Here is a 24342-nt window from a genome sequence, read left to right on the forward strand (position 1 = left end):
TATGAAAAACAAAATTTATATATTCAAAAATATATTTTTTTATTTTTTAAGTATTATATTGATGCTCGATTAAAGATTAGTTAAATATTCTAAAAATAAAGAAAGAACTTTATAAAAAAAGTTTTTTAAATAATTATCATTATGTAATTTAAACTCGCTTTACGAGTAAAATTTAATTGTTGTGCTACTCTTTAAAAAGAATTAGAAAATATATTTTCTTAATTTACATCTAATTAAGATGATTAAGGGAATAATACTAATTCCAATAGGCGATTTATTTAAAAAACGAAAGGTAACAATATGTCTTTAATTAAGAAAGTTGCTCCGTTTATCGTGTTGTCTGGATTTATGGTTGCAGGTAATGCTTTTGCTGCAACACAGGGCACAACGGTGTCATTCGAAGCATTAATTCGTGCCGCAAGTTGTGATGTTTCTTCAACAACAGAAGGTTCTAAAATTGATTGGGGAACCTTCACAAGTGATGAAGTTTCTGGCAAAAACGTCGGCGATCAATTAGGAGATAATAAGACGTTTAATTTAGAGCTTTCTAATTGTACAGCAGCATTAGCAACTGGTGAAACAATCAATCTTTATGCTCGTGGTAATAAATCAAACTTTGATTCTGAAATGTTTGCTAACGCAACAGCGGCTTCTTTAGCTGTAAAATTGTTAGCAACAGCAAGTAATACTTTAGTTAAACCAAATGTTGAAACAGGTCTGACATTAGGACAAGAGATCATTAAAGACGGTACAGGTCGTATTCCGATGACCGCTGGTCTGTATTTAACAAATGGTGCAGTAACAAGTGATGAATTAAAAGTACCAGTTACTTTTACTGTTGCTTATAACTAATATTGCTTAATTTTTAGAGGCTCTATTTAATAGAGCCTCTCATTAAAGAAGAAATATAATGATTAAAATTACAAATAGAATAAGAAAGTTTTTTGTTATTTTACTAATGATTATATCGCCACTCGCTTATTCTAAAGGCGTGGGTTTAAACGCTACACGTATTATTTATCCTGAAGGTGAGAGTAGTGTAGGTGTTATCGTTCGTAATGAAGAACCAAAAATAAATTATTTGGTACAAGCCTATATTTCCTCTGATGAAAACCCAATTGTATTTCAAGTCACTCCACCTCTTTTTAGAATTAATAGTTTATCAAGGCATGAAGTGAAAATTTATGCCATGAGTAATTCTTTACCAAAAGATAGAGAAAGTATTTTTTATTTTCATGCAAAGATGATCCCTGGACAAAACAACAATTCTGATACAGCGGGCTTAAGTGTGGGATTTGATAATGTCATAAAACTTTTCTACCGACCTAAAAATTTACCGATGACATCTGACGATGCGCAAAAGAAATTAGGATTTAGTGTGGAAGGAAAACAATTAAAGGTAATCAATAACTCCCCTTATTACATCAATTTTGCTGGGTTTTCTGTCAACAATATAAAGCTAGGTGTTAGTTTGGCCAATAACAATGCCATGATCGCGCCTTATAGTTCGATAAAATATGCCTTACCTACAGGTGTAACTAAAGGAAGTGTTCAATGGCGTACAATAGATGATTTAGGTGGATTTAATGAACATAAAGCCACATTTTAAACCAATTATATTAGGCGCATTATTAACTTGTATCTCTTTTTATGGATATAGCGCTGTTGATGACTCTGCGGTTGTCATAGTAAAAGGTTCAGTAACAAAAGGAACGTGTGCTTTTACCTTATCAGATCAAACGGTGAAATTTTCTCAATCAACATTAATGCAAAATGTTGATGAAATAGGTGTAAAAAAGGAAAACAAAATACCTTTTTCAGTTAATTACCTTTGCCAAGATTATGTTGATGAAACACCTGATATGGAAGTTGTTATAAAAGCGGGATCAGGAACACAAATTGCAAATAACAAAATATCACCGGTGAATAATCCAACTAATGCAAGTTTCGCTCTATACGATTGTAAAAATGATCAATGTTCTTTAGTTAATTTTAATGCTGGAACAAGTTCTGTTTATATTACAACAGGAAATGGTAATAAAAATAAAGACTTTGAAGTCGAGCTTGTTAAGAAAGACAGTTCAGCGGTTAATCCTGGTACGCTAAAAGCAATATTAGCATTAACACTTATACAACCTTGAGAAAGTAAATATGAATATATTTCTATTGAAAAGGAATTTGTTAAGTTTGTTTATTACACTAGCACTATTTATTAGTTTTGATGCTCAAAGTATTGAATTTGACTTTAATGTGACCATTGATAAACAGACCTGCAAACTCTCAGTTTCAGGAACAAGTAACAATGAAGTTGATTTTGGTAGTATTCAATCGAATAAAATTAAAAATAATCTTATAGAACCTATTCCGATAAAGGTATTACTGAGTGACTGTAAAACGAATGACTTTTTTGATACTTATGTGACAATGAAGGCAAAGAGTACTTTAAATACGGTTACATTTAATGATGATATCAATAAAAGCTTTGGTATCAGAGTATCAAGTAAAAATAATGTTGCTCAATCTAATAATAATACGGATTTTTTTAAATCTGAAGATACTGTTTGGAATAACATAAGTAAAGATCAATTAGAAAAAACACTTTATACCTATGTTAAATGTAAAGATCCCACTGTTTGTGATCCCGAGTCTGGAGAGTTTTCGGCAACGTTAACTTTTTCGTATATCGTTGATTAAGATATTATATGAATAATTTTATTATAAAAATTTCTATTATTTTAATATTAGCTTTTAGTTATTTTAATGCTAACGCTCAAGGGGTTAGTTTAGGAAAAACGCGCGTTATTTTTTCTGAAGGTAACTCAAGTGAAAGTGTATATATTTCTAATGATAATAATCAGCCTTATTTAATACAAGCTGGCGTTACTGAAAAAATTGATGGAAATTTGTCATCTAATTTTATAGTGACTCCCCCTGTATTTCGTTTAGAAAACAAGAGTGTTTCATCTTTACGTATTTTATTAAAAGAGACTCAAAATTTACCCAATGACAAAGAGTCACTCTTTTATTTGAATACAAAAATTATACCTTCTACTAAACGACCTAATGAAAGTGAATCACAGGAATCAAAATTAGTATTAATAACTAATTTTGTGATTAAAGTAATTTATCGACCTGAAAATATAGCAAGACCTTCAGAACAAGATTATAAAAAGATCTTTATTAAAGAACAAGAAGGAAAGTGGTTTTTAGATAACCCAACTCCATATTATATGACATTAACATCAATTAAAGTTAATAACGAAAAATATAACAAAACCTTATTGTTATCACCTTATAGCAAAACTGAATTGGTAGAAGTATCAATAAAAGAAGCTAGTTGGCATATAATTAACGACTATGGTGAATTATCAAAAGAATTCAAATATAAGGACTAATGAAATGAACGTTTTGAATAGTCGTATTTTTTTTATTACTATTTTGATATTAGGTTTTTTTTATTGCCAATTAGCATGGTCTGCTAATAATGCATTTGAATTTTCATTGCAAAGAATGACGTATAATGAAGGTAGTAAAAGCATCTCTATTGGTTTAAGAAATAATGAAAAAAAAGCGTATCTCGTTCAGGCTAGTATGAGATGGTTAGATGAATCTACGGGGTTACAATTAATTGATAAAAAAGAGAATCCTCCTTTTATTTTAACTCCGCTTTTACAAAAAATAGAACCTGAAGAGTACTATGAGTGGGTGATTAAGTTTACTGGTTCAGAAAGTACAATACCAACAGATAGAGAGAGTGTTTATATTTCTCAATTTCGATTAATACCATCAACATCTGAAGAAACACCAAATGTACAGATGAACTTTATTAGGGCATTAAACTTTAAAGTATATTATCGACCAAAGTCTCTTGAAGGCATAGAAATAAAAGATGCAGAAAAAAAATTATCATTTTCAATTGATGGTAATAAAATAATCGCTAAAAATGATTCACCTATTTATCTAGCTTTTAACACAATAAAGATAAATGGAAAAGAGATCGAACTACAAGAGTTATCGAAAAACGTACCTCCATTTGGCACGCAAGAATACTTATTTTCGAATGAAAAAAAGATTACATCTATTCATTGGCAAGTATTAGATGAGTTTATGTTCCCATTAGATGAAAAAATAAAAACAGTAAATTAATAAAAATATATTTTTTATAAGGCTAAATATTAAGAGTGTAAAAATGAATAAATCAATGGCAATTTTTAGATACAGTTTTTTTACATCACTTATTTTGTTCTCATTTAATTCTTTTGCAGAAGATTATTTTGATCCCGCATTACTTGATGGACAATTAGGTGTATCTGCAAATGAAATTGATTTAAGCCAATTTTCACAAAAAGATGCATTACCTGAAGGTAGAATATCTTTGTTAGTTTATGTCAATAATAATAACAATGGTGAGTTTATCATTAATTTGGTAAAAGGACCTAATAATAAAGTGGTGCCTGAAATAACCCGAGGGTTATTAGATAAATTAGGTGTTAATACTGAAGTAATACCTAAGTTAAATATGTTAAAAAGCGATCAGGTGATTTATGATATTAATGAATATATTCCTGATGCATTAATAAAAGTAAATTTATCAGAATTAAAACTAATCACTAGTTTTCCTCAAATTGTTATGTCTAATGATGCCGTCGGCTATATTGATCCCGCCTCTTTTGATAGTGGTGTTACTGCTATGTTTATCAATTATATGTTTAGTGGAGGTCATTCTTCTAACGATAGCAATGTTGATAAAATTAATAATAATGGAAAACAAAAAAATGATAATTTCTTTGCTCAATTAAGAGCAGGGTTTAATCTTTATGATTGGCGTTTACGTTCGACAATGACACAGACGTATACCCGAAATTCAAATAATGCAGAGACTCAAAGCAATAACAGTAATAAATTTTCTAATACATATCTTTCTCGTAATCTTTATTCTTTGCGGTCGGAATTTATTATTGGTGAAACGACAACCGGAAATGATGTCTTTGATAGTATTCCAATGAAAGGTATGCGTTTAGTTTCTAACGAACAAATGTTGCCAGCGAGTCAACAAGGTTTTGCTCCAGATGTGAGTGGAATTGCTCAATCAAATGCCCAAATTACTATCCGGCAAAATGGGAATGTTATTTATCAAACTTATGTTGCACCCGGTGCATTTAAAATAACCGATCTTTACGCGAGTGGCTCAGGAGGGAACTTGGATGTCACAGTGAAAGAAGAAGATGGTTCAGAAAGGACATTTACAGTTGCTTTTTCATCATTACCCGTAATGTTAAGACCGGGTGGTTGGAAATATGAAATTAGTACTGGGCGATTTGATGGTGGCACAACGGTTGGCTCTAAAAAGGCAGATTTTTTGCTTGCCAGTGGTATTTATGGTTTACCTCATGATGTCACTCTTTATGGCGGGGTATTAGGTGCGAAAGATTATTACGCTATTTCCTCTGGGATAGGAATTTCATTAGGTAATTGGGGTGCTCTGTCTACAGATATCACACATGCTCATGCTGACTTTAATACAATAGGTTCTCAAAATGGGCAATCTTATCGATTCCGTTATTCTAAGAATATGACCACTACAGGAACCTCTGTTGACTTAACGGCATTACGTTTTTCAACTAAAGATTATTACGATTTTAATCAATTCAATACTGAAGATTATCGGTTAAAAGAGGGCACTTCACCATGGTTAGGTGAACGAGAAAAAAGTCGTTTTACAACGTCAGTATCACAATCATTAGGTCAGTACGGTAGTATTTATTTATCTGGTAGCCGTTATAATTATTGGGAGCAAAATAAGAACGTTACTCAACTTACGACAGGCTATAATAGCAATATTCGTGGTATTAACTTTGGCATAAATTACAGTATTGATAGAATAAAATCAGATGATAGCTGGCCTGAAAATAGACAAATTAGTTTTAATGTGAGCGTTCCATTTAGTGTGTTTAGTAATTCGCCGGCACTCAGCAATTTTAATAGCACTTACATGATAAACCATGATAATAATGGAAGAACTAACCAGCAAGTTGGATTATCTGGTAGTGCATTTGATAACTCCTTATCTTATGGTATTTCTCAATCTTGGGCTAACCAAGGCCAATCTAATAATGGTTCAGCCTATGCTAATTATTCAGGTAACTACGGTACATCCTCTCTAAATTATAATTATTCAAGTGACTATTATAATGTTAATGGCAGCATGAATGGTGGTTTGCTTTTACATTCAGGTGGTTTATTACTGGGTAGAAGCATGGGCAATAGTATGGCTATTGTTGAAGCACCTGGAGCAACAGGAACAGAGTTAAGTTCAGGAAATGGTGCGATTAATAGACAGGGATATGCGTTATCACCATATCTTACAGAATATCGCCAAAATACAATTGCATTAAATGTAAATACATTGCCTGACAATACGACTCTACAATCAACATCTCAAAATGTAGTTCCGACAAAAGGCGCTATTGTTAAGGTTGCCTTTAAAACAAAAATTGGCTTTCAAGCTATTTTAAATCTTTCTCAGAATAAAAGTGTTGTCCCATTTGGTGCTATTGCTACGTTAATTGATGCTGATAATCCTAATGATTTGAATACAGGTATTGTTGGTGAAAATGGCCAGCTTTATATGAGTGGGCTTCCTGATAATGGCAAGCTGTTAGTGAAATGGGGTAATAAAAACCAACAGAGTTGCAGCGTTTCGTATAGTGGCTTAAGTGATATTGAAGTCAATAGCAGGCAACCAATAAGAATTTTATCTCTTTCTTGCCAATAAAAAATAATCTTTATTTTATAGGTGGATGCATAACTATGAAAATGCGTAATTTAATGATGGCATCACTGACTTCAGTATTAATGACTTCGTCATTTAATGTTTTAGCTGGAACAGACATGGGTGCTATGACATTAAACTTAACAGGGGTGATTGATATGAATATCAATCCCAGTCAAGTTCAATATATAAATGGTACTTTGTCGGGAACGAGTAGTTTTCAAGGAAAACCTATTTACGATAATCAGAGTAATCCTTCGTGGAATAGTGTATATGCGATTATTTCATTAAGTCAGTCACAATCGAGGTGTAATTCTACATTTGTTTCTAAAATACCTAATCAATCTAATAAATATGGTTTAAAGTTAACGCATTCTTCGAATTCTGGCACAGTCGTTTATGTGACTCCTCAATTTAATTATAATGTCAGCCTATCCAATTTTGGTTCTAGTTTTCAAAGTGTCTATACTGGGCAATTTTTTCAGCCAAATAGTGGTGTTGTTGATAAAGAAACGCCTGACGTTAATGTATGTTATGTACCATCTAATTATGCAACAACTACAGTTCCTGCTGGTGGTATTAAAAATATTAGAGTTACGGTTCCAAGTTCATTTCCTGTTTATATTGATGCTCAGTTAACTCCCGGAAAACTAACATATACGGGGACTCCTTTTTATGTAGGGAGTTTTGGCCGAATTGTTGAGGGAGATTTCTATGCAAAAGTTAACGTAAATGCCAATGTAACAGTGAAACGATCTTGTGCTGTTACTGGCGTATCTAATCAACAAATTAATGAAAACATGACATTTACGAATGAAGTCATTAAAGAATCTGTATTTACATTGTCCTGTGGTGGTACAGGTAACCCTGTAAATATGTCAGCGGTAATTAAAGAGGGAAGTTTAGATCCAAATAATGTAAATAAGTTAGTTTTAGCACCTATTAATGGTACTGTCTCTGACAAAAAACCTTGGGTTATAGGATTGCCTTATAAGCAAACTTCAACACCAAGTTTAAAATGTGCTAATGAAAATAATAATGATCTATTAAAGTTCAATAATACAGATCTCGAACTAACTGGAACCAATATGGGGAATAATCAACCTGATATATTTGGTATCAAATGGGCCATTTGTAAACCAGATGGTACAAAAGCGGGTGAATATCGCGGAAAAGTGGATGTAAATATATTTGTCCGAGGATAAAAGTAATAGATTAAAAAAGAAAAAAGCGGATCTTAGGGGCCGCTTTTTTTTATAGAAGATCTTTTTATTTCTATTGATTTGATAGCTCAGCTTGAAAAGTTGAGAGTTACCCGTTTAGTATAGGTGCCAAAGCCTTATGCAAAACACAAAAGGTAACTCTCATTCTCCATATTAATAATCCAATTATTAAACACTAAGTAGTGTCCATTTCTCCTAACTTAAGGCAGCCTAAGCTAGGTTTTGTTATTTAAATCATACGATAACTTAAAATGAATAAAGTGAATCTTTAGACTCTTTCAATTTTTGTGCTAATTCAGAAGCTTCATATCGTTCGGTTACTATTTCGATATAAGAGGCACTTTCTGTTGTTCCCGCTACTTTAAGCGCTTTATTTAATTCATCTATCGTTGTGACTTTCTCACAATGCCAATCTTTTGCACCAAAAGCTTTAGGTAATTGATGATAATTCCATTGAGCAAGATCGTTATAATAAGCTTCAGGGTAATCACATAATAATCGCTCAATTAAATAACCATCATTATTTAACACAAGGATAATCGGTTTTAATCCGAAGCGAACAAATTGGCTAATCTCTTGTACCGTTAATTGATGGGAGCCTTCACCTGTAATTAAAATAACTCGTTTGTTAGGCGCTGCAAGGGCTGCACCAAATGATGCTGGTGTTGCCCAACCAATAGAACCCCATAATGTTTGGTTATGGAATTGAGCGCCTTCTGGTAATAGGGCAAAACCTAATCCCATTGATGATGTACCTGTCTCTGCAATAATAATATCATTAGGTTTAAAGAACTTTTCTAAATGAGGATAGAGATACTGAGCTGTAATTTTACCGTTATCAGATAATACAGCTTCGCCTAATCCTTTGGCTTTTATCTGATGATACGTTTTATTCGGTAATCGTTGAGTCAGTGCTGAGAGCACGTCTTCTATATAAATCGATGTGTAGATAACTGAATCAATCTCAACATACTCAGGCATGATGTTGATAAGTTGTTTTGGTTTAATATTGGCAGTAAAACTTCCTGTATTAAAGTCGGTCATCATTGCACCAATTCCTAATACGTACTCACTATTTTCTACAAATTCTCTGACTTCAGGTGTCATTAATTTGCCATCATACATGCCAATATATTGGGGATGAGATTCACTTAAAATACTTTTATCCATAAACATAGTGGCATAAGGTAAGCCAGTCTTATCAATAAAAGCTTGCACATTATCTGACAATCCTAAACGGGCGGATAAAATACCAGGTAATACGCAGATATTATTGCTGTGTGCAAGCTTTTCAATAATGAGTGAGACCACTTTTTCTAGTATTTCTTTATCACTTATTGGTCTTTTGGGGGCGGTAACAGGGGAATGTTCTATCACTTGCATAGTGGCATAATCAGAAGGTAGTCCGATATAAACAGGGCGACGTTCTTTTAATGCAGTCGCAATTAAACGTTCCATTTCTGTAATACAATTTTCAGGTGTTAATATTGCGTGAGCGCAAGCAAGACGTTGGCCTAATTGATAAAAAATATCAAAATCACCATTACCTAATGTGTGATGAACAAGGCGCTTACTTTTTTGTACACCACTTGCTGGCATACCAACTAAATGGAAAATAGGTAGGTTTTCTGCATAAGAGCCAGCAATAGCATTAATCGCACTTAACTCACCAACACCAAATGTTGTCGATAACGCTGCCATACCTTTAATTCGGGCATAACCATCAGCAGCGTAAGCTGCATTTAATTCATTGCAGTTGCCAATCCAACGCATATGTTTGCTATTACAAATAGTATCTTCTATGGGAAATGCATAATCACCCGCCACACCAAAAACATCACTTATTCCTAAGTCATATAAACGGCTTAACATATATTCAACGACAGTCTTACTCATATTATCTCCAAAAAATCCGAATAATAGTCTATAAAAGTATATGAATGCTTTTACATTATGCTTAATGTTTTATCGCGAATATTATTTGATATGAAATGGTTTATTATCATTAAGGGCATAACTAAATGTAATAAGGTAAATATTGCTAATGAATATTCGTACATTACGCTATTTTGTTGAGGTTGTTCAATTAAATGGCTTTAGCCGAGCCGCTGATGCGCTATTTATCACTCAACCTGCAATTAGTCGTAGTATTAAAAAATTAGAAGATGAATTGGGTATTATTTTATTAGTGAGAGAAACTGATGGCGTTAGATTAACGGATGATGGTGCAATATTGTTTGAACATGCAAAACAGATACTTGCACAATTTAATAATATGAATAAAGCATTACAGGACAAGTCTGGACCATTAACTGGAACATTAAATGTTGGATTACCTCCTGTAATAGCTTCGACGTATTTTGCTGATATTATTATGGCATTTAGCTCTCGCCATCCTCAGGTTGAACTAAAAATATTTGAATTGGGTACTAAACAAATGGCTGATGCTATGAGAGAAGGCAGAGTTGAAACTGCCGCAGTTGTATTGCCTTTTAATGAAGATATTTTTGAATTAACGCCTTTTTCAGAAGATCACTTAATGCTATTAATGTCGCCATCCCATCCTTTAGCTATAAAAAAGGAAATTCATTTTAAGGAGTTGATTAATGAGCCTTTTATCTTCTTTTCTGAAGATTTCCGTATTAATGATTTAATTTATAGTGCTTGTGGTATTTACAATACAGCGCCTATTATTGCGGGTCGTAGTAACCATTTAGATTTAATTATTGCAATGGTGAAAGCTGGTGTAGGGATAACACTGTTACCCAACAGTATGTGTAATAAAAATCCTATTGATGATTTGGTTGTTCTTCCTGTGGTGGAACCTACATTGTCATATCAAATAGCGCTAGCCAATAATAAAAACAGCTATAAAAGCCGAAGTTGCCAAGCATGGGAGCAGCTAGCAAGAGAAAAGCTAATAATAGAATAAAATATTAAAATAGCGCTTATTTATATTCTATTTAAGAAACAAATACCAAAATTCTCTTTAAATAATAAAAGTGATTAGAAATAAATAAAGACTATTTTTTTAAGAAATGCGGATAGCAGTATAAAAGCAGTTATATAAATGATAAGTTTATATTTTGCACATAGTCTTATGAGTAATAATAAAAATGGGCAAATAAAAGATTAATCAGATAAGACAGGAATAGGATAGGGAAAATGAATGAGAGTAATAGTTCTGTAAATCAACATTTTATTCGCAAACTTGAAAGTATCGTTGGTAAAAAACAAGTATTAACCCAAGCACATAAAACAGAACGTTATCGCAAAGGTTTTCGTTCAGGGCAAGGTAAGGCGCTGGCCGTTGTCTTTCCCGCTAATCTATTAGAACAATGGCGAGTTTTTAAAACCTGTGTTGAAGCCGATAAAATTATTATTATGCAAGCGGCGAATACTGGATTAACAGAAGGCTCGACACCTAATGGTGATGATTATGATAGAGATATCGTGATTATTAGTACATTACGTCAAGATAAAATACAGGTTCTTTCAGAGCATAATCAAGTTATTGCTTTCCCCGGTAGTACGTTATGGCATTTAGAAAAAGTATTAAAGCCATTAGGTCGGGAGCCTCATTCTGTTATTGGATCATCTTGTATTGGTGCGTCGGTAATAGGCGGAATTTGTAATAACTCGGGCGGTGCTTTAGTTCGCCGTGGACCTGCTTATACCGAATTATCACTTTATGCTCGTGTTAATGAAAAAGGTGAAGCTGAATTAGTTAACCATTTAGGCATTGATTTAGGTGAAACTCCCGAAGAAATATTAACTAATTTAGATAATCGTCATTATCATGAGACACAGATACAAACAACAGAAAAACTAGCCTCTGATCATGAATACCATGAGCGTATACGTGATGTTGATGCTAATACACCTTCTCGTTTTAACAATGATGAACGGCGTTTATATGAAGCAGCAGGAAGTGCCGGAAAATTATCTGTATTTGCTGTGAGGTTAGATACTTTCCCCGCAGATCATCGCACTCAAGTTTTTTATATTGGTACTAATAATCCGGACGAACTTGAAGATATTCGTCGTCATATTTTAAGTCATTTTAAAAAGCTGCCTGTTGCCGGGGAATATATGCATAGAAGCTATTACAAAATGGCGGAAGTGTATGGAAAAGATACATTTTTGGTGATTGATAAATTAGGCACAGATAAAATGCCAATACTATTTGCCGTAAAAGGGCGAGTAGATGCGGTATTAAATAAAGTGCCTCTTTTACCTAAAAATATGGTGGATAGAACCATGCAGTTTATGAGCAAGCTATGGCCTGCTCATTTACCTGAACGTATGACAGATTTTCGTGACAAATATGAGCATCATCTTATGTTAAGAATGGCGGATGATGGAATTGAAGAAGCCGCAGCTTATTTAAAAGAATACTTTAAACTAGCATCAGGCGATTATTTTGAATGTACCGAAGAAGAGGGGAATAAAGCCTTTTTACATCGTTTTGCCGCCGCAGGTGCTGCAGTGCGTTATCATGCCGTTCATGTTAATGACGTAGAAGATGTGTTGCCATTAGATATTGCATTGCGTCGTAATGACAAAGATTGGTTTGAAAAACTACCTCCTGAAATAGAGAGTAAATTACTTTATAAACTCTATTGTGGGCATTTTATGTGTCACGTTATGCATCAAGATTATATTATTAAAAAAGGTGTTGATGCTAAAGCATTAAAAGCAGAAATGCTGGCGTTATTAGATCAACGTGGAGCAGAATATCCCGCAGAACATAACGTTGGTCATATGTATTATGCTAAACCTCAATTAAAAGCATTCTATAAACATAACGATCCAACCAATAGCATGAACCCAGGTATTGGTAAAACCTCAAAACTAAAATATTGGGGGGAAGAGTGCGGATGTGGGCGCGCTCATAATGATACTAATACAGAGAACAAAGAATAATTATTGTAGATTGTGTTTAGTAAATTAAAAAATAAAGGCAGGGTAAACCTGCCTTTATTTTATCTATTAACTCGCTATCTCTTGAGCATATAAATAAAGCTCTTGTAGCTGCTTTAATTTTTCTTCGTTATCAGCATATTCTTCAGCTAATAACTGAATAGTATTAATATATTCGGTTAATTTTTCTGGCGTTAACATCTCTTTTCTATGCGCCAACCAACGTTGTTGTTCGTCATAATTCAACGTTGAAGGATAATTTCTTGCACGATAACGGAAAAACAGAGGTTCCATTCTCGGATCTTCAAACGTTAAATCTAACGCGGGTAAATTCTGTGGTTGTGTTGAGCGAATAATTTCCATCGCACTACGATCATTTTCACTGAAAAAGCCATTATAAATTTGTGAATCAACGTTATCAGATACAACAAAAGGCGTTTGTTGCGCAAATATTTCCACGACTTTATTGCGTATTTCAGGATGAGAAAACAAGATTGCCTGATTCTTTAAACAAGTCTCAACATCTAAACCAATTCTATCTGCATCTTGTTGTCTTAATGTATTTTGCGGTGCCACAATAGGGCATTTATTAATATGCAGTAATTTAATTGGAACTGGTGGCTCCTCAAGGGATAGTTCACTACGTGGCGTATATAAACGCTCACGCAATTGATCTGAGTCGAGTGTTAATAAAGGGGATATATCGGCGGCTAAGTCGCAAACAATAACTGCATTGCGATTATCAGGATGCCACGCTAATGGTGCAACAAGGCTTAAATTAGAACGTGCGGCACCAAACATACCTGAAACATGCACAATTGGTGTCATTGCCGGAATATCAATTAGCGCCTGCACTTTGCGTTTATCACGTAAATTAAAGAAATAATCAAACATACGTGGTTGCGCTTGCTTTAATTTTTTTGCCATCGCAATGGTGGCATAAACATCAGACATTGCATCATGCGCATTCTCATGAGAAATACCATTTGCTTTGGTTAATAACTCTAAACGGAAACTTGGAAAACCGTCTTCATTTTCAGGCCAAATAATACCTTCAGGGCGCAGTGCATAACAGGCACGTAAAACATCAAGTAAATCCCAACGCGAATTTCCTTTTTGCCAGCTATAAGCATAAGGATCATAAAAATTACGATAAAGGATATTGCGGGTGACTTCATCATCAAATCGCAGGTTGTTATAGCCCATAATACAACTATTAGGTTGGCTAAAAGCTTGATGAATTTGACGAGTAAATTCAGCTTCAATCATCCCATTTTTTGCCGCTATTTGTGGCGTTATTCCTGTGATCATCACGGCTTCTGGATGAGGCAGATAATCATCATTAGGCTTGCAATAAATCACGAGAGGATCTTCAATAATATTGAAATCCATATCTGTTCTTACACCCGCAAATTGTGCAGGGCGATCGAGCGCAGGGTGAGTACCAAAAGTTTCGTAGTCATGAATGTAAAATGTGGGCGTTTTCGCTGAATTAGACAAGGTTTCCTACCATAAATTTATTGATGATTTTTTTAAATCATTACTCAATGAGTTGTATTGGGCTTCATTAAGACCATGGTAAACCATAATGCGGTAAACGTGAAATGTCAGATCAAAGTGCGCTTATGTTGTGTTTAATATAAGGTGTTGCTGTGAGGATTAATAGGAGCGTACCACCGCTAATATTGATTACTTTTTTCATAGTAACAATTTAGCCCTTATATTTTTTCGGCTTCGTCGAAAAATTGCATGCCTGAATAAGGATGTTGACGACAAGCTTCTAAGCGACTTTTTAAATCACCCACATGAACTTCAAGTTTATGATGGTCAGGATCGTAAAAATAGAATGAATCACCTTCACTTTTATTTTCTTTCCATGCAGTAATGTCATGGGATAAAAGGTGTTGTTTAAAGGTTTCAAAATTATTTGCAGATAAACTGAAAGCATAGTGGGTGTAATCACTGTCTTCAGTAATATGGCGTTTATCGTGAGATAAACATAACCATAAGGAGCCTAGTTGTAGATAAGCACCGTTATCCCATAAAGCAAGAGGCTTAAAGCCTAATATTTCAGTATAAAAGGCAAAGCTCTTACTCACATTATTGACGGCGAGTGTTAGGTGGTTTAAATCAGTTAGCATTGTTTTAAGTGAGTTATGGAGGATACTGTTATTTTAACAAAGGAAATCAAAGAAAAGGGATTATATGATGCCTATTTGTGCGTTTTATTGTCAGTAACGACAATTAAAATAAAAGTAGATCCAGTACACATAACTCAAATTGTTAACGTTAACTTATGTGCTTTATATCACATTAAAGCGATATAATTGTTTGTGAACTTTAAAGTTAACGTTAACATTTAAAGGTGAAATGACTTTATAAGGCGCTCAACCAATGAACAAAGACTCAAAAAAATACTATGCGATCTTAAGTGCGCTGTTATTTTTCTTCTTTTTTACCTGGTCTTCATCTTTTTCATTAGTTTCTATTTGGTTAAACCAGTATGTAGGACTAAAAGCGACTGATACTGGATTAATATTCTCTGCAATTTCTCTGATTGCGTTATGTGCTCAACCCCTATACGGCTTTATTCAAGATAAATTAGGGCTAAGAAAGAATTTATTATTAGTGATTGCAGTCTTACTTATTCTTTCTGGGCCATTTTTTCTAGGTTTCGCCTCAATACTCCGTTGGAATATTTTTGTTGGTTCTATTCTAGGGGGCTTATATGTTGGTATGACATTTAATGCGGGTATTGGTGTATTAGAGTCATATACCGAGCGTGTTAGTCGTATTCGTGGTTTTGAATACGGTAGGGCGAGAATGTGGGGATCGTTAGGTTGGGCATCTGCAACATTTATTGCTGGGCACAATATAAACATTGATCCTAATTATAATTTTGTGATGGCTTCTGTTTCTGGTGTTGTGTTCTTAATTCTTTTAACACTGTTAAAAACAGATAAATCAGACGCATTTAATCAATTAGAGCATGGTAAAACATCGGCTATTACCATAAAAGATGCACTAAATTTACTTTCGCTGCCTCGTTTTTGGGCGCTTATCTTGTTTGTTATTGGCACCTGTGTTTATGGGGTTTATGACCAACAGTTTCCCGTTTTTTTCTCATCGCAATTTGCAACCTTACAGCAGGGTAATGAGATGTACGGATATCTGAATTCATTGCAGGTATTCTTAGAAGCTGGTGGTATGTTTATTGCGCCTTTCCTAGTTAATAGAATAGGCGCTAAAAACGGCTTATTGTTGGCAAGTAGTGTTATGGCTGCACGCATTATTGGCTCAGGACTAGTTGAAGGACCTGTCTTGATCTCTTGTATGAAATTATTACATGCTGTTGAGTTACCTATTTTATTAATTTCAATTTTTAAATATAACAGTCAGCACTTTGATAAACGTTTATCTTCAACACTCTATTTAGTCGGCTTCCAATGTGTTAGCTCTATTGTTGCTACATTATTATCTCCATTAGCAGGTTATGGTTATGATCATTATGGTTTTGCACCAACCTATATGGTGATGGGATGTATTGTGATAGGGACAACACTTTTCTCAGCTGTGTTTTTACGTTCAGACGCGAAAGCATTACCGCCACTTGATGGTTTACAACATGAAGATCAAAATAAGGCACAACCTATTTAATTACTTATTAATTTATCCTTTGTAGTGTCGATTTTGGCTACCAGTAAAAATGTGTAGCCATTTTTTTATCATTAATTAAGTGAATATTTGCGGGTTAAAAAATGTTGACTATATTTATTAATGCATATCATCCTAATTAATTGTTAATTAAGCAAAATCAATTAAATTTGTAAACTTTGCTTGTTTATTGACACGATTAAGCGATAATCTTAAACAGAGCTATTTATCTTAAATATCAATTGTAAAGGTGTAGGAAATGGATAACGCAAACAAGCCGTCTTTCCAAAACGTACTGGAGTTTGTGCGTATGTATCGTCGTAAAAACAAAATCCGTCGTGAGATCACTGACAATGAGAAAAAGATCCGTGATAACCAAAAACGTGTTCTTTTATTAGACAACTTAAGTGAATATATTAAACCGGGTATGTCGATTGAAGATGTACTGGGCATTATTGCTAATATGCGTAGTGACTATGACGATCGTGTTGACGATTACATTATTAAAAATGCCGATCTGTCTAAAGAGCGCCGTGAATTATCTAAGCAGTTAAAAGCGATGGGTGAAATTAAAAATCTTCCTGATCTAAAAGACTGATTGTTTTACTAAAAATAATAAATGAAAGGCCTCTGAATTGAATATTCAGGGGCTTTTTTTATTTTATTGTTGGCTTAATAAGCACTAAGTTAATTAGCGCCAAGTTAATTAGCTAATGGTTACCCAAAAAAAAGAACCCACTAAAAAGTGGGTTCTCAATTTAACAGTATTATCAAGATATTCTTAATAACACCTTATTATCAGTTTTGACTTTCAGCTTTAGTCATTCCTGAAGAAGCGTGATTAGTAGAACAATGTCCACCTGCACCACTGCGACCTTTCTTATCAAAAGCTGGACGTGCTTCCCAGGCTTTGATTTCAATTGCCACAGGAGCTTCATTAGCAGCTGGTGCTTTTGTCATTGGAGAGCTTGCATGTAGTTGGCGTGCAACTGCAACAGGCTCTTGGCGAATAACAACTTCAGCTGGTTTGCTCTCGGTTACTGTTTCAACATCCACAGCTGGGATTGCACTTGCTTCTGGCTGATTTTCAATAACAGTTTCAGCTTTAGTGGCAGGGGCAACAACAGTTTCAACAGCAACTTCTTTGTGTTGTTCAACAGTTTCTTCAGTTGCTATTACTGCTTCAACAGGCTGAGGTTGTTCAGGTGTTGAAGTTTCACTTTCTACTGGTGCAACTGTATCTTGTGCAACTTCTTCTGGCGTGATACTTGTTTCAACTTGTGGTGAAGTTTCATGCATATAAGCTTCAGTGGTATTTAATACCGCTGAAATATTCTCTTTACGAGTAACGTGCTCTTCTGTATTCACTTCATTAATTACATCATTGATAACGTTGCTTCCAATGATGTTATTCGTTTCAACAGGCTCTGCTTTTGGCGGCTCTACTGCAATAATTTCAGCAACAGCCTCTGTGGTTGATTCAGTGCTAACCGTGACAGAGTAAGTCGATTCTGTAGATCCTTCCTGTGCAATATCAGCAACAATGGCTTCTGAAACCGCGGGTGCGATCGCGACCATTTGTGGATCTTGATGAGTAATAATGTGGTTTTCAACAGAAACATCATTGTTATTTTCAACATTATTTTCAACAAATGCTGCATCACTTACTGGTGTGATTGGGTAGCGAATGAAGACTTTACCTGAAGCAAGCTCAGGAGAAGCCACCGCCATTGCCAGAGGCATTGGTGATACTGTTAAGGTACGCTCATCACGATAGCGACGACGACGTTGGCCACTTACACGTAAATGACGAGGCGAACGGCGAGAACGACGTGGCATAACATTATCTTGCCCGTTATTATCTTCGTTTTTATTGTCATCTTGTGGTTTAGTTGCATCTGGTAACGCTTTTACAGCTTGTGCTTCATTTGCTTCAACTTTCGCAACAGCAACTGCTTTAGGCGCTGGTTTTTCTGTCGGCGCAACTTTAGTTTGTGTTGTTGCAACAGGCGGCTCAGAAACGGCTTTTTCAGTCACAACAGGTATAACAGCTAATGTATTATCATTGTCAGTCACGCGTACAGATTGTGTTAATTGACGACGATTACGGCGTTGCATAGCAGGGCGACGAGGTTCTTCTTTCTTCTCATCAGCATTACCTTTTGCAACGGTATCATTTTCAGCAAGAGCCGCTTGTGCTTTAGCCGCTTCTTGTTGTTGTTGACGTTTTTCTTCTTGACGACGACGCTGTTCCGCACGTTGTTCACGACGCTGCTGGCGACGAGCTTCGCGCTCTGCAATCTCTTGCTCACTACTAACTTCAGTCGTTGGCGTTGTTTGTGGTTTTTGATTGCGATTTTTGCGATTGTCTTCGCTATTTGCGTTATCACGATTACGATCGTTATCACGGTCACGGCGATTATTGTTGTTACGTCGATTATTGTTATTACGACGATCACGACGATTATCGTTATTCTCTTTCTTATTTTCCTGTGGTTTTTCTGGTGTTACCACAGGCTCTGGTTGACTACTAAATAAGTTAGAGAAGAATTTTGCGATAGAGGCAAAGAAACCTGTACCTTGAGCTTGTTCTGATTTAACAGGTTTAGCTTGAGGTTGAGGTGCTTTTTTGCTTTTCGTTGCTTCAATCGGCTCTTCTTCTTGCAATCCAAAGGCTGAAATAGCAGGTTGTTCAGGTGCTTTACGCTCTGTAACAACATCGTCCTCAGCTTCATTTAACTGACTCTCATGGAATTGCGCTAAGTTGTAGCTCAGAGAGGTAATTTCTTCGCCTTTACGTACACGAATAACAGAGAAATGAGGCGTTTGCATTTGGTCATTAGGAACAATAACCACTTTGACATTAGATTGACGTAATTCAATGTCTGTTACTGCTTTACGTTTTTCGTTAAGCAAATAAGAGGCGATTTGAACAGGCACAATTGCGTGTACTTCATGTGTATTTTCTTTAAGAGCTTCTTCTTCAATAAGACGTAACACAGAAAGTGACAGTGATTCGTTATCACGAATAGTACCGGTGCCTAAACAACGCGGACAAACGTGATGGCTAGATTCACCTAATGAAGGGCTTAAACGCTGACGAGACATCTCTAATAAGCCAAAGCGAGAGATGCGTCCAATTTGAATGCGAGCGCGATCTTGGCGAACAGCTTCGCGCATTCTGTTTTCAACTTCACGCTGATGACGTACAGGCGTCATGTCGATAAAGTCGATAACAATTAAACCACCCAAGTCGCGTAAACGTAATTGACGTGCAATTTCGTCAGCCGCTTCTAAGTTAGTATTAAAGGCAGTTTCTTCGATATCACCACCACGGGTTGAGCGTGAGGAGTTGATATCAATTGCTGTTAATGCTTCAGTTGTATCAATAACTAAAGCGCCACCAGAAGGAAGGCGAACTTCACGCTGAAAAGCAGATTCAATCTGTGATTCAATCTGGTAATGGCTAAACAGAGGTACTGCACCAGTGTAATGGCGAATTTTGCTAGCAAAATCACCACGACCAATCGCTTCAATATGGCTACGTGCCATTTCAACGACTTTTGCGTTATCAATTAAAATTTCGCCAATATCAGGACGTAAGTAGTCGCGGAATGCGCGAACGATTACGTTACTTTCCTGATGGATTAAGAATGGCGCAGGGCGATTCTCAGCCGCTTTCTTAATTGCATCCCAGTGTCTTAAACGATAGCTTAAGTCTTGTTGTAGCGCTTCGGCAGATTTACCAACACCTGCTGTACGTACAATCAGACCCATACCATCTGGGATTTCAAGGCTTGATAAAGCTTCTTTGAGTTCAGTACGGTCTTCACCTTCAATACGGCGAGAAATACCACCTGCACGAGGATTATTTGGCATTAATACCAAATAACTTCCCGCAAGGCTGATAAAAGTGGTTAATGCTGCACCTTTATTACCACGCTCTTCTTTATCAACTTGAACAATAACTTCCTGACCTTCTTTTAAGACATCTTTGATGTTAGGACGACCATGGGAGTGATAATTACTAGGAAAGTATTCGCGGGCAATTTCTTTGATAGGAAGGAAACCGTGGCGTTCCGCACCATAATCAACAAAAGCGGCTTCTAAGCTGGGTTCAATTCGAGTAATTTTACCTTTATAGATATTCGCTTTTTTCTGTTCATGACCGGGGCTTTCGATATCCAGATCGTACAAACGTTGCCCATCGACAAGGGCAACACGCAACTCTTCCTGCTGAGTTGCGTTAATTAACATTCTTTTCATATTGTGACTTACTCGTTATTTTCACGTTTTATAATGTGCCACTAACATACGTAATTACACTATTGATAACCGATGACCTCGTGTCTTTTACAAATGCGTCAACCTCACGGTTGTCGGTTGTATAGAGGTGCAATATGTCGGTGAGTCTGATTTTTAGTTCAAAAATTCAGCACTCTTTAATTGAACACGATGTTTCAACTCAATAAGCGATGTATTTATGGCATACTAAATTGTTTGATTTTCGACTATGTCTTACGCCATTGCTGCATTTTGAAAATCAAACAAACAAAATTTTCATAAATATACCTGATAAACATAATCAGGAGAGTCTGCATTATTCCATTGGTGTTAGGGTTATAGCAAGATGACTTTTCTGCTTTGGTGACTTTTTCTGTATAAATATGAGAGATTAGCTAATGTTTCGTCTTTTTCCCATTATTCAGGTTAAAATAGACGACAGATTTGATGTTATTTTGTACACCACAAAGTTGTTTGTTATTTTTATTTTAAGAGAGCCAAAGAATCGCCACTATGAAATCATTTAATCAAGTTCAGTTCGTCACCATTGATGGCGATGAAGCAGGCCAGCGTATCGATAATTTTTTACTGGCACGCTTAAAAGGTGTACCAAAAAGTATGATTTACCGAATTATCCGTAAAGGGGAAGTTCGAGTTAACAAAGGGCGAATTAAACCTGAATATAAACTCAATGCGGGTGACAGCATCCGTATACCTCCTGTGCGAGTATCGGAAAAAGAAGAAGTCGCGGTATCACCAAAACTTGATAAAGTCGCTGCATTGTCAAATTGTATTTTATATGAAGATGACCATTTAATGCTTATCAATAAACCTTCTGGTACGGCTGTACACGGGGGGAGTGGGTTAAGTTTTGGTGTGATTGAAGGTTTACGTGCATTGCGTCCAGAAGCTCGCTTTTTAGAGCTTGTACACCGCCTTGATAGAGATACATCGGGTGTTCTGTTAATTGCTAAAAAACGCTCAGCATTACGCGCTTTGCATGAGCAGTTACGCTTAAAACAGATGCAAAAAGATTATTTAGCCTTAGTGCGTGGTCAATGGCAATCTCACACTAAAGTTGTTCAGGCACCGTTATTGAAAAATATTCTTCAAAGTGGTGAGCGAGTCGTTAAAGTAAGCAATGAAGGAAAACCTTCTGAAACGCGTTTTAAAGTGGAAGAGCGTTTTGAATTTGCCACACTTGTAAAAGCAAGCCCTGTGACAGGAAGAACACACCAAATTCGTGTGCATACATTACATGCAGGTCATCCTATTGCATTTGATGATCGTTATGGTGATCGTGATTTTGATTCACAATTGGTAGGAACTAAACTTAATCGTCTATTTTTACATGCAAGTTCTTTGACATTTACTCATCCTTCAACGGGTGAACAAATGCGAATTGAAGCGCCAATGGATAATCAGCTACGCCATTGTTTGCAAGTATTACGTAGTCAAAAATCTTAAGTCGAAAATTTTTATTTCAACAGAAAATCTGAATACTCAATACGCCCAGTTTGTTGGGCGTATTGCTTTTCGTAAACCACGAAGAAAGTGAGTGGAAAACAGAATTAACCTTCCACTTTTGTCATACATTGCTCAACAACTTTATCAATATCCCACTCTTTAGGCAGTGATTTTGAGCCGTTTTTACGCATTTCCATATCTACACGGATAAATTCGGTAATTCCGTAATTTTTAATAATACCGTCGTAAGTACATTCACAGACTTCGGCAATTTGAGGAATTAACGCATCATCAGTAATACCAGAACCTAATATGCAGCTACTGACAAAATTCTTTTTAAATAAAGATTTGTTGTCATCTTTTTTGTCTGAAATCACACTGTCTTGGATAGTATTTGTCGTGTTAGTTACTTTTGTTGTTGAAATTTCAGTGTCTTTTTCATCAGAACAACCCACTAATGCTGTTGCCACCACTAAAGCTGTTAAGACTGATGCTAATTTATTCATAATACGTTTTATCGCTACATGAGATTAAAAAATAAGATGACCAAATTTATTTGTGATCATCAGAGAAAAATAATGGGTTTATTCTTTGCGAGAGTAACATTTTATTCAATCGGATAAGTGGTAAACCAATTAAAGAATTTGGATCATCACCGACAAGTTTATCAAATAGAGTAATGCCTAGCCCCTCAGATTTAAAACTTCCAGCACAATTGAACGGCATCTCTTTATTTAAATAACTGATAATTTCTTCATCAGTTAAATGACGAAAGTAAACTTGAAATAATTCACAATGCGTTTGATGTTCTAAAGTTAGGCTATTATATACAGTTAATCCGGTGTAGAACGAGACACATTGTCCTGAAGCTTGTTTTAATTGTGCAAAGGCATTATCAAAATTATGGGGTTTTCCCGTGATCTTTTTATTCAGCACACAAACTTGATCAGAACCAATTATAAGGTGATGTGGAAATTTTACTTGTAAAGCGCTGGCTTTTTCATAGGATAAACGACTGACAAGATCTTGAGCGCACTCTGTGGGCATCGGGGTTTCGTCAATCTCTGGAGATGCCTGTATAAAGGGCATTCCAAGCTTTTTCAGCAACTCAGCTCGAAAGGGTGAAGTAGACGCAAGGACGAGTGGCAACATATTTTTTTTAAAATCCGTAGCAAAATGATGCCTGACATTCTAAACTATGCGCCGCTGATAAAGCGAATTTTGGTGGAAAGGTGTAGATAACCCGCCTTTTTCTTTGACTATATTCCATTACAAAGATAATATGCGCGCCTTATGCAAAAGGTAAAATTACCCCTGACCATTGATGCGCTGCGAGCAGCTCAAAAGAATTTAGACTATGACGGTCATTATTCTCCAGAGCAAGTAAGCCGCTTAGCTGAATCGGTGGTCAGTGTGGACAGTAATATTGATGTGGCTTTATCATTTGATATTGACCATCAACGTCTTGCCGTGATTAAAGGGCATTCCGATGTGGATGTGACTTTAGAATGTCAACGTTGTGGTGGCCATTTTCCGTATCATGTTCACGCAACGTATTGTTTTAGCCCTGTTGTCAGTGATGAACGGGCCGAGACATTACCGGAAGAATATGAACCAGTTTATGTAAACGAATTTGGTGAAATAGATTTGCTGGCAATGATTGAAGATGAAATAATCCTCAACTTGCCGGTGGTTCCGGTACATGATTTTGAACACTGTGAAGTGTCCGACGCGGATATGGTGTTTGGTGAACTCCCTGAAGAATTATCAGAGAAGCCAAATCCATTTGCCGTATTAGCCAGTTTAAAGAAAAGTACTAAGGAGTAAGGTCAATGGCCGTACAACAAAACAAACCAACTCGTTCTAAACGCGGTATGCGTCGCTCTCATGACGCGCTGACAGTAACTCAAGTTTCTGTTGACAAAACTTCTGGTGAAACTCACCTGCGTCACCATGTAACTGCTGACGGTTACTACCGTGGTCGCAAGGTTATCAACAAGTAATTAGCTTTATAGCTCG

At 35.7% G+C, this 24342-nt stretch carries 21 protein-coding genes; 15 read left to right on the plus strand and 6 right to left on the minus strand.

Features of this window, described 5'->3' with window-relative positions; all coding sequences use genetic code 11:
* Positions 1-300 precede the first annotated feature (300 nt).
* From BTA34_RS05330 to BTA34_RS05365, 8 genes are read left to right on the plus strand one after another with little or no spacing between them, the layout of a single operon-like run.
* The gene (locus BTA34_RS05330) at positions 301-852 is read left to right on the plus strand and encodes a fimbrial protein (RefSeq protein WP_151434780.1); all 552 of its coding nucleotides are present in this window, start codon (positions 301-303) and stop codon (positions 850-852) included.
* A 58-nt stretch (positions 853-910) separates the two neighbouring features.
* The gene (locus BTA34_RS05335; protein ID WP_151434781.1) at positions 911-1609 is read left to right on the plus strand and encodes a molecular chaperone; all 699 of its coding nucleotides are present in this window, start codon (positions 911-913) and stop codon (positions 1607-1609) included.
* Positions 1587-2141 carry a fimbrial protein gene (locus tag BTA34_RS05340; protein WP_151434782.1) on the plus strand — a complete coding sequence of 185 codons (555 nt, stop codon included), beginning with the start codon at positions 1587-1589 and terminating at the stop codon, positions 2139-2141. Before BTA34_RS05335 ends, BTA34_RS05340 begins: the two co-directional genes overlap by 23 nt.
* Before the next feature lie 46 nt (positions 2142-2187).
* The gene (locus tag BTA34_RS05345) at positions 2188-2694 is read left to right on the plus strand and encodes a fimbrial protein (protein ID WP_265576264.1); all 507 of its coding nucleotides are present in this window, start codon (positions 2188-2190) and stop codon (positions 2692-2694) included.
* 8 nt (positions 2695-2702) lie between these two features.
* The gene (locus BTA34_RS05350; protein WP_151434784.1) at positions 2703-3395 is read left to right on the plus strand and encodes a molecular chaperone; all 693 of its coding nucleotides are present in this window, start codon (positions 2703-2705) and stop codon (positions 3393-3395) included.
* A 4-nt stretch (positions 3396-3399) separates the two neighbouring features.
* Entirely contained in the window at positions 3400-4146 is a 747-nt protein-coding gene (locus tag BTA34_RS05355; RefSeq protein WP_265576266.1) for a molecular chaperone, read from the plus strand.
* Positions 4147-4189: 43 nt separating this feature from the next.
* Positions 4190-6775, plus strand: coding sequence for a fimbria/pilus outer membrane usher protein (locus BTA34_RS05360; RefSeq protein WP_265576268.1), 2586 nt, complete (start codon positions 4190-4192; stop codon positions 6773-6775).
* Positions 6776-6810: 35 nt separating this feature from the next.
* Positions 6811-7977 (plus strand): hypothetical protein, encoded by a 1167-nt coding sequence (locus BTA34_RS05365; protein ID WP_151434786.1) that lies wholly within the window; start codon positions 6811-6813, stop codon positions 7975-7977.
* A 264-nt stretch (positions 7978-8241) separates the two neighbouring features.
* Here BTA34_RS05365 and BTA34_RS05370 read toward each other — a convergent pair whose 3' ends face one another.
* On the minus strand, positions 8242-9891 hold the full coding sequence (locus BTA34_RS05370; RefSeq protein ID WP_151434787.1) for an alpha-keto acid decarboxylase family protein: 1650 nt from the start codon (positions 9889-9891) through the stop codon (positions 8242-8244).
* A 148-nt stretch (positions 9892-10039) separates the two neighbouring features.
* Here BTA34_RS05370 and BTA34_RS05375 point away from each other — a divergent pair, with 148 nt between their 5' ends.
* Positions 10040-10927, plus strand: a complete 888-nt coding sequence (locus BTA34_RS05375; RefSeq protein ID WP_151434788.1) for a LysR family transcriptional regulator — start codon at positions 10040-10042, stop codon at positions 10925-10927.
* A gap of 233 nt (positions 10928-11160) precedes the next feature.
* On the plus strand, positions 11161-12921 hold the full coding sequence (gene dld / locus BTA34_RS05380; protein WP_151434789.1) for a D-lactate dehydrogenase: 1761 nt from the start codon (positions 11161-11163) through the stop codon (positions 12919-12921).
* 66 nt (positions 12922-12987) lie between these two features.
* On the opposite strand, the gene sbcB is transcribed toward dld, so the two are convergent.
* Entirely contained in the window at positions 12988-14418 is a 1431-nt protein-coding gene (sbcB, locus tag BTA34_RS05385; protein WP_151434790.1) for an exodeoxyribonuclease I, read from the minus strand.
* A gap of 218 nt (positions 14419-14636) precedes the next feature.
* On the minus strand, positions 14637-15059 hold the full coding sequence (locus BTA34_RS05390; RefSeq protein WP_151434791.1) for a VOC family protein: 423 nt from the start codon (positions 15057-15059) through the stop codon (positions 14637-14639).
* 253 nt (positions 15060-15312) lie between these two features.
* Between BTA34_RS05390 and BTA34_RS05395 the strand changes: the two genes are divergently transcribed.
* On the plus strand, positions 15313-16575 hold the full coding sequence (locus tag BTA34_RS05395) for an MFS transporter (RefSeq protein ID WP_151434792.1): 1263 nt from the start codon (positions 15313-15315) through the stop codon (positions 16573-16575).
* 256 nt (positions 16576-16831) lie between these two features.
* Positions 16832-17170: a PTS system regulator TmaR gene (gene tmaR, locus BTA34_RS05400; RefSeq protein WP_036937771.1), complete on the plus strand. Its 339-nt coding sequence runs from the start codon at positions 16832-16834 to the stop codon at positions 17168-17170.
* 200 nt (positions 17171-17370) lie between these two features.
* On the opposite strand, the gene rne is transcribed toward tmaR, so the two are convergent.
* Complete coding sequence (rne, locus tag BTA34_RS05405) at positions 17371-20838, minus strand: ribonuclease E (RefSeq protein WP_151434793.1); 3468 nt, start codon at positions 20836-20838, stop codon at positions 17371-17373.
* A 531-nt stretch (positions 20839-21369) separates the two neighbouring features.
* Between rne and rluC the strand changes: the two genes are divergently transcribed.
* Positions 21370-22323, plus strand: a complete 954-nt coding sequence (rluC, locus tag BTA34_RS05410) for a 23S rRNA pseudouridine(955/2504/2580) synthase RluC (RefSeq protein ID WP_099076193.1) — start codon at positions 21370-21372, stop codon at positions 22321-22323.
* A gap of 104 nt (positions 22324-22427) precedes the next feature.
* On the opposite strand, the gene BTA34_RS05415 is transcribed toward rluC, so the two are convergent.
* Positions 22428-22829, minus strand: coding sequence for a hypothetical protein (locus BTA34_RS05415; protein WP_151434794.1), 402 nt, complete (start codon positions 22827-22829; stop codon positions 22428-22430).
* A 46-nt stretch (positions 22830-22875) separates the two neighbouring features.
* A complete protein-coding gene (locus BTA34_RS05420) occupies positions 22876-23475 on the minus strand; it encodes a Maf family protein (protein ID WP_151434795.1) in 600 nt (199 codons plus the stop codon).
* Positions 23476-23616: 141 nt separating this feature from the next.
* Here BTA34_RS05420 and yceD point away from each other — a divergent pair, with 141 nt between their 5' ends.
* Together yceD and rpmF are read left to right on the plus strand one after the other, a co-directional pair.
* A complete protein-coding gene (gene yceD, locus BTA34_RS05425) occupies positions 23617-24150 on the plus strand; it encodes a 23S rRNA accumulation protein YceD (RefSeq protein WP_023582576.1) in 534 nt (177 codons plus the stop codon).
* 5 nt (positions 24151-24155) lie between these two features.
* Complete coding sequence (gene rpmF / locus BTA34_RS05430; protein ID WP_006537252.1) at positions 24156-24326, plus strand: 50S ribosomal protein L32; 171 nt, start codon at positions 24156-24158, stop codon at positions 24324-24326.
* Positions 24327-24342 lie beyond the last annotated feature (16 nt).

This window comes from Proteus sp. CD3, assembly GCF_008808075.1.
Lineage (GTDB): Bacteria > Pseudomonadota > Gammaproteobacteria > Enterobacterales > Enterobacteriaceae > Proteus > Proteus appendicitidis.

Coding starts and splice junctions, on each gene's coding strand:
- rne (WP_151434793.1), bottom strand. CDS start 20,838: ATGAAAAGAATGTTAATTAACGCAACTCAGCAGGAAGAGTTGCGTGTT.
- BTA34_RS05360 (WP_265576268.1), top strand. CDS start 4,190: ATGAATAAATCAATGGCAATTTTTAGATACAGTTTTTTTACATCACTT.
- BTA34_RS05335 (WP_151434781.1), top strand. CDS start 911: ATGATTAAAATTACAAATAGAATAAGAAAGTTTTTTGTTATTTTACTA.
- rpmF (WP_006537252.1), top strand. CDS start 24,156: ATGGCCGTACAACAAAACAAACCAACTCGTTCTAAACGCGGTATGCGT.
- BTA34_RS05370 (WP_151434787.1), bottom strand. CDS start 9,891: ATGAGTAAGACTGTCGTTGAATATATGTTAAGCCGTTTATATGACTTA.
- tmaR (WP_036937771.1), top strand. CDS start 16,832: ATGGATAACGCAAACAAGCCGTCTTTCCAAAACGTACTGGAGTTTGTG.
- BTA34_RS05355 (WP_265576266.1), top strand. CDS start 3,400: ATGAACGTTTTGAATAGTCGTATTTTTTTTATTACTATTTTGATATTA.
- BTA34_RS05350 (WP_151434784.1), top strand. CDS start 2,703: ATGAATAATTTTATTATAAAAATTTCTATTATTTTAATATTAGCTTTT.
- BTA34_RS05395 (WP_151434792.1), top strand. CDS start 15,313: ATGAACAAAGACTCAAAAAAATACTATGCGATCTTAAGTGCGCTGTTA.
- BTA34_RS05365 (WP_151434786.1), top strand. CDS start 6,811: ATGAAAATGCGTAATTTAATGATGGCATCACTGACTTCAGTATTAATG.
- BTA34_RS05420 (WP_151434795.1), bottom strand. CDS start 23,475: ATGTTGCCACTCGTCCTTGCGTCTACTTCACCCTTTCGAGCTGAGTTG.
- rluC (WP_099076193.1), top strand. CDS start 21,370: ATGAAATCATTTAATCAAGTTCAGTTCGTCACCATTGATGGCGATGAA.
- BTA34_RS05340 (WP_151434782.1), top strand. CDS start 1,587: ATGAACATAAAGCCACATTTTAAACCAATTATATTAGGCGCATTATTA.
- BTA34_RS05375 (WP_151434788.1), top strand. CDS start 10,040: ATGAATATTCGTACATTACGCTATTTTGTTGAGGTTGTTCAATTAAAT.
- BTA34_RS05330 (WP_151434780.1), top strand. CDS start 301: ATGTCTTTAATTAAGAAAGTTGCTCCGTTTATCGTGTTGTCTGGATTT.
- BTA34_RS05415 (WP_151434794.1), bottom strand. CDS start 22,829: ATGAATAAATTAGCATCAGTCTTAACAGCTTTAGTGGTGGCAACAGCA.
- dld (WP_151434789.1), top strand. CDS start 11,161: ATGAATGAGAGTAATAGTTCTGTAAATCAACATTTTATTCGCAAACTT.
- BTA34_RS05390 (WP_151434791.1), bottom strand. CDS start 15,059: ATGCTAACTGATTTAAACCACCTAACACTCGCCGTCAATAATGTGAGT.
- yceD (WP_023582576.1), top strand. CDS start 23,617: ATGCAAAAGGTAAAATTACCCCTGACCATTGATGCGCTGCGAGCAGCT.